At 54.9% G+C, this 12979-nt stretch carries 13 protein-coding genes and 1 pseudogene; 10 read left to right on the forward strand and 4 right to left on the reverse strand.

Annotated elements, in window-relative coordinates:
* Positions 1–217 precede the first annotated feature (217 nt).
* Genes QFZ70_RS03600 through QFZ70_RS03630 form a run of 8 tightly spaced genes read left to right on the forward strand, consistent with a single transcriptional unit; the run spans position 218 to position 8656 of the window.
* The gene (locus QFZ70_RS03600) at positions 218–1597 is read left to right on the forward strand and encodes a hypothetical protein (protein ID WP_307094136.1); all 1380 of its coding nucleotides are present in this window, start codon (positions 218–220) and stop codon (positions 1595–1597) included.
* On the forward strand, positions 1594–2649 hold the full coding sequence (locus tag QFZ70_RS03605) for a glycosyltransferase family 4 protein (protein ID WP_307094137.1): 1056 nt from the start codon (positions 1594–1596) through the stop codon (positions 2647–2649). Before QFZ70_RS03600 ends, QFZ70_RS03605 begins: the two co-directional genes overlap by 4 nt.
* Positions 2646–3710, forward strand: coding sequence for a prenyltransferase/squalene oxidase repeat-containing protein (locus tag QFZ70_RS03610; RefSeq protein WP_307094138.1), 1065 nt, complete (start codon positions 2646–2648; stop codon positions 3708–3710). The genes QFZ70_RS03605 and QFZ70_RS03610 overlap by 4 nt, the downstream gene beginning before the upstream one ends.
* Positions 3711–3750: 40 nt before the next feature.
* Positions 3751–4458 carry a WecB/TagA/CpsF family glycosyltransferase gene (locus QFZ70_RS03615; protein ID WP_307094139.1) on the forward strand — a complete coding sequence of 236 codons (708 nt, stop codon included), beginning with the start codon at positions 3751–3753 and terminating at the stop codon, positions 4456–4458.
* Positions 4449–4874, forward strand: coding sequence for a serine O-acetyltransferase (locus QFZ70_RS18920; RefSeq protein ID WP_373461520.1), 426 nt, complete (start codon positions 4449–4451; stop codon positions 4872–4874). The genes QFZ70_RS03615 and QFZ70_RS18920 overlap by 10 nt, the downstream gene beginning before the upstream one ends.
* On the forward strand, positions 4871–6250 hold the full coding sequence (locus QFZ70_RS03620; protein WP_307094140.1) for a hypothetical protein: 1380 nt from the start codon (positions 4871–4873) through the stop codon (positions 6248–6250). The genes QFZ70_RS18920 and QFZ70_RS03620 overlap by 4 nt, the downstream gene beginning before the upstream one ends.
* A complete protein-coding gene (locus QFZ70_RS03625) occupies positions 6250–7464 on the forward strand; it encodes a hypothetical protein (protein WP_307094141.1) in 1215 nt (404 codons plus the stop codon). Before QFZ70_RS03620 ends, QFZ70_RS03625 begins: the two co-directional genes overlap by 1 nt.
* 43 nt (positions 7465–7507) lie before the next feature.
* A complete protein-coding gene (locus QFZ70_RS03630) occupies positions 7508–8656 on the forward strand; it encodes a glycosyltransferase family 4 protein (RefSeq protein ID WP_307094142.1) in 1149 nt (382 codons plus the stop codon).
* A gap of 155 nt (positions 8657–8811) precedes the next feature.
* Here QFZ70_RS03630 and QFZ70_RS03635 read toward each other — a convergent pair whose 3' ends face one another.
* Positions 8812–9003, reverse strand: a complete 192-nt coding sequence (locus tag QFZ70_RS03635; RefSeq protein ID WP_307097788.1) for a transposase — start codon at positions 9001–9003, stop codon at positions 8812–8814.
* Positions 9004–9021: 18 nt separating this feature from the next.
* On the reverse strand, positions 9022–9231 hold the full coding sequence (locus tag QFZ70_RS18925) for a transposase (protein WP_373461522.1): 210 nt from the start codon (positions 9229–9231) through the stop codon (positions 9022–9024).
* Positions 9232–9443: 212 nt separating this feature from the next.
* On the opposite strand from QFZ70_RS18925, the pseudogene QFZ70_RS03640 reads away from it, so the two are divergent.
* A pseudogene (locus QFZ70_RS03640) lies at positions 9444–10001 on the forward strand (transposase); the annotation flags it as partial.
* Positions 10002–10134: 133 nt separating this feature from the next.
* Positions 10135–10545 (forward strand): transposase, encoded by a 411-nt coding sequence (locus tag QFZ70_RS03645; protein ID WP_307094143.1) that lies wholly within the window; start codon positions 10135–10137, stop codon positions 10543–10545.
* On the opposite strand, the gene QFZ70_RS18930 is transcribed toward QFZ70_RS03645, so the two are convergent.
* Together QFZ70_RS18930 and wecC are read right to left on the reverse strand one after the other, a co-directional pair.
* A complete protein-coding gene (locus tag QFZ70_RS18930) occupies positions 10508–10861 on the reverse strand; it encodes a transposase (RefSeq protein ID WP_373461523.1) in 354 nt (117 codons plus the stop codon). The genes QFZ70_RS03645 and QFZ70_RS18930 overlap by 38 nt on opposite strands.
* An 828-nt stretch (positions 10862–11689) precedes the next feature.
* Positions 11690–12934 (reverse strand): UDP-N-acetyl-D-mannosamine dehydrogenase, encoded by a 1245-nt coding sequence (gene wecC, locus QFZ70_RS03655; protein ID WP_307094144.1) that lies wholly within the window; start codon positions 12932–12934, stop codon positions 11690–11692.
* Positions 12935–12979 lie beyond the last annotated feature (45 nt).

Consider the following 12979-nt stretch of genomic DNA (forward strand, 5'->3'; position numbering starts at 1 on the left):
CTTTTGCGGGGTTTGTGTGAGTTTAACAGTCGGCATTTTGCGATGCACTGTGCAGAGAGCCCTGTGTGAAACGCCACGGTAGAAGTCGAGAACGACGTCTGCGGGGGGAGTTGCACAGGGCTCAGGGGGGAATAAAGTTGGAGATTGAGTCCATTGCTTACAGGCCAGCCAGTCAAGGCGCCGGCCCTAGTGGGGTCCCCCGTAGGCAGGAGGCGTAATGCTGAGTAGTATCCGGGAGAAGTTGGCACATAGCAGTCCGGCAATTCGTGAGTCTGTTGGCCGTGTCTCTTATTGGCTGCCAACGCGGGTGAGGCTCGGTGCCAACTTCTATGTCACATTGGAAGAAATTGATAGGGCAAGAAGGGATGGAGAGTGGGCGCGCGAGCGTCAGCGCCATCTGCTTGAATCTGTTGTGGCTAAGGCACTGTCGACGCCGTACTACTCCGAGCGCGCTGCATACGCAGACCGATCGGAAGACATATACGAACGCCTTTCTCAATTTCCTGTGCTAACACGGGCCGAGATGACGCAGAATCGCGATGTAATGCTGACGGTCCCCAAATCTAAGGCCGATTTGGTTTCGACCAGCGGATCTTCCGGTAAGCCCGCAGTCTTCTATCTTGATAAGGTCAGGGGCGCCAGCGAGTGGGCTTATGTGTGCGACACGTGGAGTCGGTCTGGCTATCACCCCGACGCCTGGCGGGCAGTCCTGCGAGGGCAGCGATTGGGCCCGAAGGGGAAACGTCTGTTCGTATCACGGTCAACCAGGGAGTTGTATCTTTCTCCCTTTGGGTTGGATACCCCGGCAGTCGAAAACTATTGGAACGAGATTAGCAAGCGCCAAATCGAGTTTTTGCACGGATACCCTTCCTCATTGGCTGCCGTGGCTAAAGCCGCGCTCAGGCATGATCCACTGAATCATCGCGCTCGCATTACAGGTGTTTTCCCTGTTTCTGAACCGCTCACACCGGCACAAAGCGAATTGCTACGCTTAGCATTCCCTTCCGCAGTTGCACTTCCGTTTTACGGACTCAGCGAACGGGTGGCCTTTGCTGAGTTTAACGTAGAGTCGGAGAATTATACGTTTGCGCCCTTGTATGGGCACGTCGAAGTCGTGGACGAAGTCGGGAAACCTGTTCAGATCGGGCAGGTCGGTAGGATAATTGCAACAGGCCTCCGGCTTACTGCAATGCCATTACTGCGATACGATACGGGCGACATGGCGAGACTTGAAGCCGTCACGACCTTTGGCACGCCAGTCGTGAGCTCGCTCAGAGGGAAGCGCACTCAAGAGCACTTGTACACTGATTCTGGCGCACCAATTTCCACATCTGCACTGAATGTGCATTCCCAAGCCTACTCGCCTATTTTGGCATTCCGATTCGTCCAAAAGACCTTTGGCAAAGTTGAGGTGCTCATCGTCTTGACGCCCGAGGGCACCTCAGACGATGCGTCTCTTTTTGCTGCAGAGCTTCAACGGAACTGTGGAGACCGCATTAAGTTCGATTGCCAGGTGCTGCCGTCATTACCGGACACAGTCAATGGAAAACAGAAACTTGTCGAAATACATATCCCTGAGGTTGCTGAGGCAACGTGAAGCACAAGGTTATAATACTGGGGCCGCCGCCGGGCTCGCCGGGCGGCATTGGCATGATGATGCGGCATCTGAAGTCAAGTTGCGAACCCGACTCACGTTTCCTCTTTGTTGACTCAGGAACGACGGACCATCGCCTAAGAGCGTTTGTAAACTCTGCACTCATATGTATTGCTGCCGCCTTCGGTGAGGGCAAGCCACTCTTCCACCTCAACGTCGCTTCTCGTGGAAGTACTTTGCGAAAAGCTATATTGGCGGCGCTCATAACTTCCGCCGGCGGTAAGTATGTTCTGCATCTACATGGTGCGGAGTATCGTGAGTTTTATCGTGGAAGCAACTTCTTGGTACGTACGGCAATACGAGCGCTTTTTCGTCGTGCAACTCGCGTATTGGTCTTAGGGCAGACGTGGCGCTCATTCGTGATCGGCACCCTTGGGGTTCCAGCACACCGAGTAGGAATACTGGCCAATGCGGTTCCCGGACCGGAGGAGCTGCCAAACCGGTCTCACTCGCATATTCGTATGCTATTTATTGGACGATCGGGAGCGCGAAAAGGTCTTAGCGAACTGATGGCTGCTACTGCTAGTCTCACCGCAAACAAACCTTGGTCCATGATCCTGGCGGGAGATGCGGAAAATGATCGTACGCGCGATGCCCTAAACGCAAGTGCCTTAGTAAATTATACTGGGTGGATAGATCAGGCAGGATTAGCACAGGAGCTGGGCTCTGCCTCTATATTCGTGCTGCCTTCTCACGCGGAGGGCTTACCGCTTGCGCTCCTAGATGCAATGGCCTGGGGGCTTGCCCCGATAGTTACGGACGTCGGTTCAATCGCTGACGTTATTGAGGACGGCGTTAACGGGTTGTTTGTCGACGTTGGAGATGCGCAAGGATTGCAGCATGCGATGGAACAGCTTATCAGTGACGATCAGCTGCGCAGTCGAATCGGAAACAATGCACGTCGAACCTGGCAACGAAGGTTTGATATATCGCAGTATGCAAATCGCCTTGAGGGCGAATTGCAAATTGCCCTTGCAGAGGACGGCCCCAATTGAATACCGCTATCTCACCTTTCGAGGAAGCACTTCGCCATGCAGAAGCTTTTGCCCGGTCACGGGACTATGCGGGAGCGGACCCGTATGATGGGCTGACTTCTCCCGCCGCTCCGCTGTTCATCGGACGGATTCCCCGGCAGCTTTTGCTGCAGTCCGTTAAACGAGGAGGCCTCCCGCTGCGTAAAGCGATGGGAATCCGACCGGTACGCATGGCTAAGTCTATGGCGCTATTTGCGGAGGGGTACTCGCTCCTCGGCCAGAATGAGGCGGCTGCGGCCCTTGTTGGCCGGCTGCTTGCCAGCCAAAATGGGGGACCCTGGGGCTACGAGTTCGACGTTCAAACTAGGTGGGGCTACTACAAGGCTGGCACCCCAAACGTTATCGCTACGGCTTTCGTAGTCAGGGCTCTGGCTAAACAGGGCCGCGTTGGAGAAGTCAACCCCAAGACCTTGGATTGGCTCTATTCCCTCATTGATAAGAGAGGCTATTTTCACTACACGCCTGCCTCAAGCGCGCTTATCCACAACGGAAGTTTACTTGCGGCTGAAACAGTGGCGCGGCTTGGCGGAGACCTGGAGCCTGTCCGCACCGCAGTTGAGCTCACGTTGGATCAGCAGAATGAAAACGGCTCGTGGTATTACGGTGAAGACAAATCTCTGGCGTGGATTGATAACTTTCACACCGTTTACGTCCTCGAGTCGCTAAAAACGCTGCAGGGCTACGGTATAGATCCCGGTGAGAAATTAGACCTTGGTATCAAGTATTGGAAAGAGAATCTATTCACGCGTGACAATTACCCGAAATACTACGCCGGCGATTCGGACCCCAGCAGGGATGTTCACAACATCGCAACCGTCGTCGGCGCTTTGCCCGAGTTTATGCAAGAATGCACAAGTCCCACAATACTGCATCCTGCCATTCGGCTCTTAATGGCGCATCAAGGTAAAGATGGCGGATTCCGTAATAGCCCCAGAAGCTTGCCCTTTATGAGATGGAACCAGGCACATGCCTTCCGTGCTCTTGCAAAGATTCACAGTGCCGGAAAGGGCGATCTTGAATAATCGTATTGATTTCCTAGGAACTCCTATTGACGCCCTGACCATGGATGAATCTATAGCCCGCGCCCTCGAGCTCATCGAGGACGGGCGAGTTCACCAGCATGTCGTGGTCAATGCAGCGAAGATCGTGGCTGCCGTCGAAAGTGACTCTGTGCGTGAGACAATCTCGAATTGCGCAATAATAAACGCCGACGGGCAATCCGTGGTGTGGGCAAGCCGACTATTGGGCCAGCCTCTTCCTGAACGCGTTGCTGGTATTGACTTCATGGACCGGCTTCTAAGCGCAGCCGCAAAGAAATCTCTATCCGTATACCTGTTGGGCGCCTCCTCGGATGTAGTTACAGAAGTGGAAAAGCAGGTTAGGGCTAGAGGCGTCACAGTAGCGGGATTCCATGACGGATTTTGGCGCTCGCAATTTTCCGACGAGCAGATGGCGGAGAAGATTCGTGAGGCGGCACCGGATCTCGTATTTGTCGCCCTTCCTTCCCCCTTTAAGGAAAACTTTCTCAGGGACTACCTTGAGGTCATGAATGCCAGACTCTGCGTTGGCGTTGGGGGTAGTTTCGACGTACTGGCTGGTGTTACGACGAGAGCCCCAATCTTCATGCAGAAGCTCGGACTCGAGTGGCTCTTTCGGTTAGCGCAAGAACCAAAGAGGATGTTCAAAAGATATTTGATCGGCAACTCGATGTTCGTTTTTTATGTTTTGAGGTCCTATGCTCAACGTGTAAGGGGTGCGCGATGGCTTTAGTATTTTATCGCGTTGGGAACTACCTCTATCGTGCAGGTGTTCCGTTCTTGCCGCGGTTTTTCACCGTCGTTGGGCGTTTGCTCTTTGGTGCGCACATACCTTCCGAATGCCAGATCGGACTGAGATGCAAAGTCGCATACGGAGGTTCGGGCATCGTTATTCATCCCAAAGCGGTCATCGGTGATGACTGTCTGCTTTCGCCAGGTGTCGTAATTGGTGGGCGAGCGGGAAACCCCCTCCTTCCCAGAATAGGCGACCGCGTCCGCATTTTTCCGGGTGCCGCCGTCCTAGGCAATATTGTCATAAACGACGGAGCGATCATTGGAGCGAATGCTGTTGTTGTGGATGACGTCCCAGCTGGTGCTCGAGTAGTTGCGCCGAAGGCCCGGATGATACTTAGTTCTCTAGACCTATGATTGCGCAACGCAGACAGCTTTATGGCGGCTCTGCGCCCTTCGCCACCGGTTCCAGTTATCCTGACTCCAAGTTCTTGGTGACCGCCCTTGCCTTTTTGGCGACAGTGGGTTTGGGCGTATTAGTTAGTTTTTCTCCGACCTTGGGCCTCTTGGCTTTGATGGGACTTGCCGCCTGTGTTTGCGTATTGCGCATCGGTTGGGATCGCTCCCTTGTGTGGTCGCTGCTCATACCCTGGCAGTTCCTGCCTTTCATCAATGCCAATATTCTGCTCAATCCTTGGCTCTGGATTGCTATTTTTCGTCTTCTAAGCAAAAGGACTCATGCCGGAGGACAGAATTGCCACTGGAGCACAAGTGTTCTTGTTTTCGCTCCACCTCTTGCCTACATAGCTTCAGCTGCAATTTTTGGTGTTGACGCCGTCAGCCTGTTGTATTGGACAATTCCTGCGCTGGCTATGGGTGCTAGCTTTGTCCTTCGTAGGCCCGACCCTGAGGTGTTGCGGGGCTCACTATTTGGTGTTGGCTGCATGTTCACTCTTCTGGTAATTGTTGAGTTCGTAACAGACTTAAGTTTTAACGCTTTTATAGCCGATGTGCCAGGCGTCCGGGATTATTTGAGGGGATCGCGCGCCCTCGGCCCCGCTGGCAACCCGTTATTCAGTAGCGCAGTCCTATTGGTGACTTTTTTTGCTATTCCTCGGAAGTTGAAACTCGGGAACTGGGTACGAGCGCTTTTCATTGTTGCCATTATCATGACTGGCTCAAAAAGCGCTGTCATTGGCTTGGCTGTTGGTTTGCCTGTTGCCGTCTTCGCCCTCGGCCTCAAACGTTCCTTCGGTCTTGCTTTCAGTCTGTTGGCGGGGGTGTTCCTCTTGATTACCACGTTGCCAACAGCGGTTCAGGCACTTTCCGAGCGATACGCGGTCTTCGAGAATCTTCAAGAGTCCGACCCTGATCGTGCTTTTACGACTCGGTTCGTACTGCAAAGCATTTTGGAAAGACCAATGGGTGGTCTTCCAATTGGGCGTGTGCTGTTGGAGAAACAACTTAGGAGCCCGGTGGCTAACGGGGATGTTTTTGGCATTGAGTCTACCTGGTTAGCCATGGCGTCCGATGTGGGAGCTGGCGTAGTTATTGTTCTTGCCTTGGTTGTGTGTTGGAGACTGCTCAGCGCTTTTCGCAGGTGGGAATCAGTTGCCCTATTCACCTTATTTGTTAGTCTCTTCTTTTGGAATGGATTTTACGGCGCTTGGATAATCATTCCGCTTTGGGTTTGCTTGGCTTTTTGCGATCCGCGGTGGCCGGTAAGTAAGGATGCTCCACACAAGAATTTTCCCGCGACGGAGATTCGAATGTCTGCGCCAGGAGATTTGTAGTGCTTTGGAAAGCTTCCGTCTTCGGTGCACTATGTCTATTGCTCGGAAGAGTCTTTGGTGCTGGCCGTGAGTTCGTGCTTGCTCGAGAGGTCGGTCCGACTGACGAGATGGCGTCGTATGTACTCGCGTCAACTATATTTCTGGCGCTAGCCGGACTAGTCGCAGGAGTTGCTTCTGCTCTTGTCTTGAGAGGAGCGGGTTCACTAAGGAACATCGGATACCTGGCCGCAGTACTTGGTGCCCTGCCAATTCTGGGGCTTGTGCTTTGCGATGCCGTTTACCGGCTGGAACACTTTCAGATTTTCTTTCTTTTTGCTATTTCTATCCCTTTCTATGCGGTTTATGGGGTCGCTAACGGCCGGTTGCTTTGCGGAGGGTTGAGCTCCTTCGGGATGCTTACCTCAACGATCCCGGCGCTGGTAAGCGCGATAGCGATATTTGTGCCAATGGGAATGCTTGTCGACCGTGCAGCGTGGGGCAATCTCCTTGGTGCCGTGGTGATGGCCGCCCTGACCCGGCACCGCTCGCGCCTCGCCGAAATCCCGGATGTGACCAAATCCGCCGGAGTGTTGGTAGTACAAGCAACGGCAATTTCGGCGGTCTCAGTTATTAACATCGCTTCGCCTATAATAGATCGTTTCTTTGCCACTGGCTTTGGTTCTCAGGAGCTGGTTCTACTGAACCTGGGCGCCATTCTATACGTAGGTGCAACAACATCTCTTGGGCTGGCCATGGGCAACGCCGCAGTGAGTCGTGAAAGCATTGGTGCTCCTAGTTTCTCAGTGCTATCGATGGTCCTCGTTCCTCTCCTGGTGTGCGTCGCGTTCATGTTGCTGATACCGGTGTTTGTGACGGTGGTTCTGTCGGGCGCAAGTTATGGTATGACGGCCCCGGCACTACTGACCGGCATATGCTTCATTTATGCCCTAACCACGCCCTGCGCGATTATCAATCAAATCAATATGCGGTTATGGAACCGTACTGCCGAAGCGCGATCAATGTTTATTTTCGCGGCAGCGATTCTTATTCTTAATTTGCTCTGTAATATGCTGTTTGTGTCAGTAGTCGGCGTTATCGGCATAGCTGTTGCTACTTTCACGGTGCAAATTTTACAGACCGTTGTTCTGGGTATCATCCGAAGCGATTCGAAGTTGTCTACCTTGTCTATTTCCGGAACTGTTTTTCTCGGGGGTTTAGTTGTCGTTTTTTCGTAGTAATTCTTGGGTATTCGTCAGCGATGCCTTGTTCCCTGATTGGGTGGGCGGTCTTCAGCGCTATGCTACTGAGCTCGCCGCTGTAATTTCCCAACATGGTATAGGTGTCTCCGTTTCCACCCGGACTTGGTCCAAGGGCGGTAAGGACAAGCTTGTGTCGAATTTGCCAGGCGTCAGGGTCCGTACAGTACTGTCCTTCGTTCCGAAAAAGCTGCGCGGTGGTCTCCTCACAATGCTGTCATTGGCGGGCATCCCACTTTACTTGCTCGGATCAAGCCCGGTGCGGATTGTTCATACGTCTATACTTGGCAATTTATATCTGTCTCGCTCGAGTGGGGCCGTGCAGGTTTACGTGTTTCATGCTAGTCCCTCACTTGAGCTGAAGGCGCAGATCAAAGATATTAATAAGACCGCTGCAGGAACACAGTTGAGAATAGCCGTGCTGCGTCGTCTGGAGGAGAGCTGCCTGCGCAAGGCCGACGCCGTAGTCGTGCTGAGTAAATTCTCGCAGCGCGTTCTACTCCAAGAGTATCCCTGGCTTTCCAAGGATAAGATCGAGATAATTCCTGGAGGATCAAAAACGTCGGGGATAGGAGCGACGCCTAGGCACGCCTTTCAAAGTAAGCGCTTAATCGCCGTCCGTCGGCTCGAGTGGCGGACCGGTATAGATCTCCTAATTCGTGCTTTTGCCCTGTCTAACCTGACCGAAAAGGGTTGGACTTTGGATATTGTGGGGACTGGTTCGTTGAGGGCGGAGCTAGAAGGTCTTGCGGAGGGACTCGGTGTATCGGACAACGTCACGTTCCATGGAGTTGTTAGCGAGGACGAGAAGCATACTTTGCTTTCTGAATCACAAATGTTTGTCCTACCCACAAGGGCGTTCGAAGGATTTGGGCTTGCAACTGTTGAGGCAATGGCGCATGGGCTTGTGCCAATAGCAACGTCGGCTGGAGCCTCCCCGGAGATTGTCGAGCAGATACATCCTAAGCTCGTATGCGACCCCACAGTTTCAGGCTTAGTGTCGGCCTTGGAATACTGGACCAAAGACGAAAACCAGGACCTCATGGCAGCGCTGAGCGCCCGGGCGATTGATGTTGCTGTCTCGTATGACTGGGAAGAGGTAGCTAAGCGCTATCGTGATCTAGCCGACGCCATTGCAGCAGAAAAAGGGCCACGGCGTATGTTTGTTTGAGGCTGCACGTCAACATCACGTCAGGGCCTGAAAGGGACTCTTCACGGTTCGTGGTGAATGTTCTGCCGTGATTGGTGTTCATACCGCTGTTCTGGCGGCACTGCGCAACAGGATACGTGTTTTGTAGTTGCGTGCGTTGGTGAATCCGCGGACTGTCATTTTGATGTGCTTGATCGCGTGTTGCTGGCTTCCACTTTCGCCGTCGTCGCGCCGGTGACGATGAGGACTTCGATCTCTTTCCACCACCGGCAGATAGTGCGCCAGAGCCGGTTCGTTTCCGGCTGAGCGGCTTTCTCGACCAGTTTATGAAGCTGGTCTTCGCGGCTCTTCGCGGTTCGTGGGGAAATGGATCCCTGGAATGAGCGTCATGCCGCCGTCCGGACGGCACTTCTCAGGAGAATAACCAATTTGTAGTTGGCGGCATTGCGGTACCCGCGGGCGGTGCGCTTTATGTTCTTGATCGCTGTGTTGTTGGCCTCAACTTTGCCGGCTCTTCGCGGTTGGTGGGGAATTGAGTTCGTGTCGTTGAAGACAAGAGGGCCCGTGGCCCTGCTGGGATGAGTGTGTCTAAGCATTCAACCTGGAACAGGACCACGAGCCTTTGAACGCGCCTACCGGGGTCGCAGCCGACGCTGCCACCATCCTCTTCAACCTGCCCGACTACCGCGTCATTTCCACCATCGTCACTGCTGGCAGTCGGCAGGTCATCGTCGAAACTGACAAGCTACCTGGCTGCCCGAGCTGCGGAGTCATCGCCTCCCGAAGGAAGGAGCGCCGCCTCCAGAGGTTGCGCGATATTCCTGTTGCCGGCCCGGTGGAAGTGCTCTGGTCAAAATACCGCTGGTACTGCGAGGAACCGGCGTGCGACCGGCTCTCCTTCTTCGAATCCACGCCCCAGGTCCCGCCCCGATCCCGCTCCACAAGCCAGCTCCGAGACCACCTCGTGGACGCGGTCATTTGGTCCGGCCGGGCAGTATCTGAAACAGCTGGCGGCTTCGCCGTGTCCTGGTGGATGGTCCGGGCCGCGGTGACCGAGGCCTGCCTGCTGCAGCTGCCGGACGTGGACAAGGTCAGTCCCCGGATGGTCGGCATCGATGAACACCGGTTCCGGTCCGTGCGCTACTTCCAGGACCCGTCAACGAAGGCGTGGACCCGGTTCGAACCCTGGATGACCACCATCGTCTACTTGGACACCGGACAGGTCCTCGGCGTCGTGTACGGGCGGGACCACAAGGGCGTCGGGGACTGGCTGTTCGCCCGGCCCCTGGAGTGGCGGCTCGCGGTGCAGGTCGTCGCGATCGACCCCTCCGCGGCGTTCCGCAAAGCGTTGCGGATGCGGCTGCCCCGCACCGCTGTCGCGGTTGATCACTTCCACCTGATCTCCCTGGCCAACCAGGCCATAACCGGACCCGACAGAACCCTCCCAGCAGGTCAAGGGCCGCCGTGGCCGGGCTATCGACAAGGCATGGGCCCACCGCATGCTGCTCCTCCGCGGAGGCGACAACCTCAGCTGCAGGGCCGCTCTCCGACTCGAGGAAGTCTTCACCCTGGACGATCCGACCGGCACCCTCCAGACCGTCTGGAAGGTCAAAGAACAACTCCGGGTTTTGCTCCGCACGGGCTCCCTCGAAGACGCCGCAGAGGCCAAGAAGATACTCGAGGAACTGGTCAAGGCAGCGGACAGGCCTGAGACGAACAGGCTCTATCGCACGGTCTGCCGGTGGTGGAAAGAGATCGAGGTGCTCATCGTCACCGGTGCTACGACCGGCAAGGTGGAGGCCAACAACACCGCTATCAAGAACATCAAGCGAACCGCCCGCGGGTACCGCAATGCGGCCAATTGCAAATCGGTTATTCTCTTGAGAAGTGCCGTCCGGACGGCGGCATGACGCTCATTACAGGGATCCATTTCCCCACGAACCGCGAAGAGCCACTTTGCCGGTCAAGCGCCGCCGGGAAATACTCGCGCAGGTTCGAGCGCAGTACGTTAACCTGACGCTGTCTGGCCCACATCAGTGACTGATGAGAGCGCGCCAAGACTTTGACCTGTTCGGCTGCGTCGCTGTCGCCGGTGATGGGGCGGTGATGGGCGTGGTCAGTGCTCACTAACTGCGCTAACACTAGGGCATCGTCCTTTATCGCTTTTCGCCCCAGAGGTCCCGTGCCGCTCACGGTACCGGGCTGCCTGCAGTGGGTGGACCGCAAAAACGTGTAATTGGCTGCCAGCAGTGCAGCAACCTATGGGCCACGGTCCGTTTCGATGCCCACCATCACCTGATCCGGCCCATCGCGTTCGTCTAGATGATCGGCGATAAGCCCATGCAATGCTTCAATTCCCTACACACCTTCTGGTAGCCGGCCGCGGGCCAGTAGTCGGCCTTCCTGATTGATAAGAGCAACATCATGGTGGTCCTCGGCCCAGTCATCACCGACGAATAACATCTGCACCCTACCCTTTCAATGGCGTCCCGGTGTTCCCGAGCCGCCTTGGAGAAGGAACCAGCAAGAGCCGGTTACACGGACAGACCGGAGGTTCACCAACGCACGGAAACTACAAAACGCATATCCTGTGCGCAGTGCCGCCAGAAACAGCGGCATAAACATTCATCGCGGTTGAACATTCACCACGAACGTGAAGGGATTCCTATATGGGGCAGCCGCCCATTGGTAGAAATATCGTCCTTGATGCATCGACACGCAGACGTTACCCTGCCTGGGAAGTCAGGGGATTGCTCTAGCAGTCTTACTCGTAAAGGGCACGGCGGAAGACGCCGTGACAGATGAGAATTGCAATCCTGGATGGCGCCACCACCCATTCGGCCCATTCTGGTTCACGGACCGTGAAGAGCGGGGACGTGATGGGAGAAGGAGTAAGTTGCTGTCAGGTTTGGCGAGAAGGACTGCGACGACACTTCGGGCGATGGCAACGTTCAATACTAGGAGGGAGCCAGCGACTTCGCTCCCTCATCATAAGGGCAGATACATCGTTCCCCTGCCGTTCCAAGAACGCCAAACGACAGGGGAAGGAACTGGCTACCGCCACACGCCTTTAGTGTCGATGACAATCTTTTCATTCAACGATGCGCGAGGAAATGCCTTATTCTGGCTATGATCAACAAGCAATACGACAATATCAGAGGCCTCTACGGCTGAGTGTAGATCCTTCAGTGTGACATTCGGCAGGGCTGCCAGTTCGGAAGGTAGTTTACCGATGTGTGGCTCGACTGCGGATATGGAAGCTGCCGGCAACGCTTTGGCCAACTCATAGACGATGTGACGTGCGGGTGATTCGCGTAGATCGTCAATGTCGGCCTTAAAAGCTAACCCGAGGACGGCGATGTTCGGCTGGTGGAACTTATGGGCTTTTTCAATCACCCTACTAGTCACATATTCAGGTTTCGAATCGTTTACCGTTCTTGCGGCGCGGATTAGATTAGCTTTGTCCGGTGATGCAGCGACAATAAACCAAGGGTCGACAGCGATACAGTGCCCGCCTACGCCCGGGCCGGGCTGCAGTATGTTGACACGCGGGTGATGGTTTGCAAGCTCGATCAACTTCCAGACGTCAATGTTGAGGTCGTCAGCAATCATGGACAATTCGTTAGCAAACGCGATGTTGACATCCCTGTAGGAATTTTCAACGAGTTTAGCCATTTCAGCAGTTACAGCGTCAGTGAGGTGAATTTCTCCCTGGCAGAAGCGAGAGTAAAGCTTTTGAGCCTTCTCTGCAGACTCCTGGTTAAGGCCGCCGATAATCCTGTCATTCGTGACAAGTTCAATCATGACCCGGCCAGGTAGTACCCGTTCTGGGCAGTGGGCCAAGTAGATGGAGTTGGCTCGATTGGGTTCCAGGGAAAGATCGGGTCTCAACCGGGTGAGAAAGTCGCCTAGCTTGTGGGTTGCTCCCGGAGGCGACGTGGACTCTAATACGACGAGTTCACCGCCTCGGAGCACGGGTGCTATAGATGCGGCCGCACTTTCGATGTAGCTTAGATCGGCTTGATAGTCGTCCCCAAAGGGTGTCGGTACGGCGACGACAAACGCGTCGGCTTCGGGCGTCTCCTTACTAGCCCGCAGACGCCCTTGTTGGACGGCTCCCGCAACATGGACCTCTAGATCAGGTTCCACGAAGGGCACAGATCCTCTGTTGACGGCCTCTATCGTGACCGCGTTCACATCTACGCCAACGACATTCAAGCCGTGCGTTGCAAATATTGCGGCGGTCGGCAAACCTATGTATCCCAACCCCACAACTACTACTGTCTCAACTTCAGGCATCTGCTTTTTTCACTTCCCTTAGGAGGGCGGTCGTTTTGTTCATGA

It is taken from the genome of Arthrobacter sp. V1I9, assembly GCF_030817075.1.
Taxonomy (GTDB): Bacteria; Actinomycetota; Actinomycetes; order Actinomycetales; family Micrococcaceae; genus Arthrobacter.

Coding starts and splice junctions, on each gene's coding strand:
- QFZ70_RS03600 (WP_307094136.1), top strand. CDS start 218: ATGCTGAGTAGTATCCGGGAGAAGTTGGCACATAGCAGTCCGGCAATT.
- QFZ70_RS03615 (WP_307094139.1), top strand. CDS start 3,751: ATGGATGAATCTATAGCCCGCGCCCTCGAGCTCATCGAGGACGGGCGA.
- QFZ70_RS18920 (WP_373461520.1), top strand. CDS start 4,449: ATGGCTTTAGTATTTTATCGCGTTGGGAACTACCTCTATCGTGCAGGT.
- QFZ70_RS03620 (WP_307094140.1), top strand. CDS start 4,871: ATGATTGCGCAACGCAGACAGCTTTATGGCGGCTCTGCGCCCTTCGCC.
- QFZ70_RS18925 (WP_373461522.1), bottom strand. CDS start 9,231: ATGCTTAGACACACTCATCCCAGCAGGGCCACGGGCCCTCTTGTCTTC.
- QFZ70_RS03645 (WP_307094143.1), top strand. CDS start 10,135: ATGCTGCTCCTCCGCGGAGGCGACAACCTCAGCTGCAGGGCCGCTCTC.
- wecC (WP_307094144.1), bottom strand. CDS start 12,934: ATGCCTGAAGTTGAGACAGTAGTAGTTGTGGGGTTGGGATACATAGGT.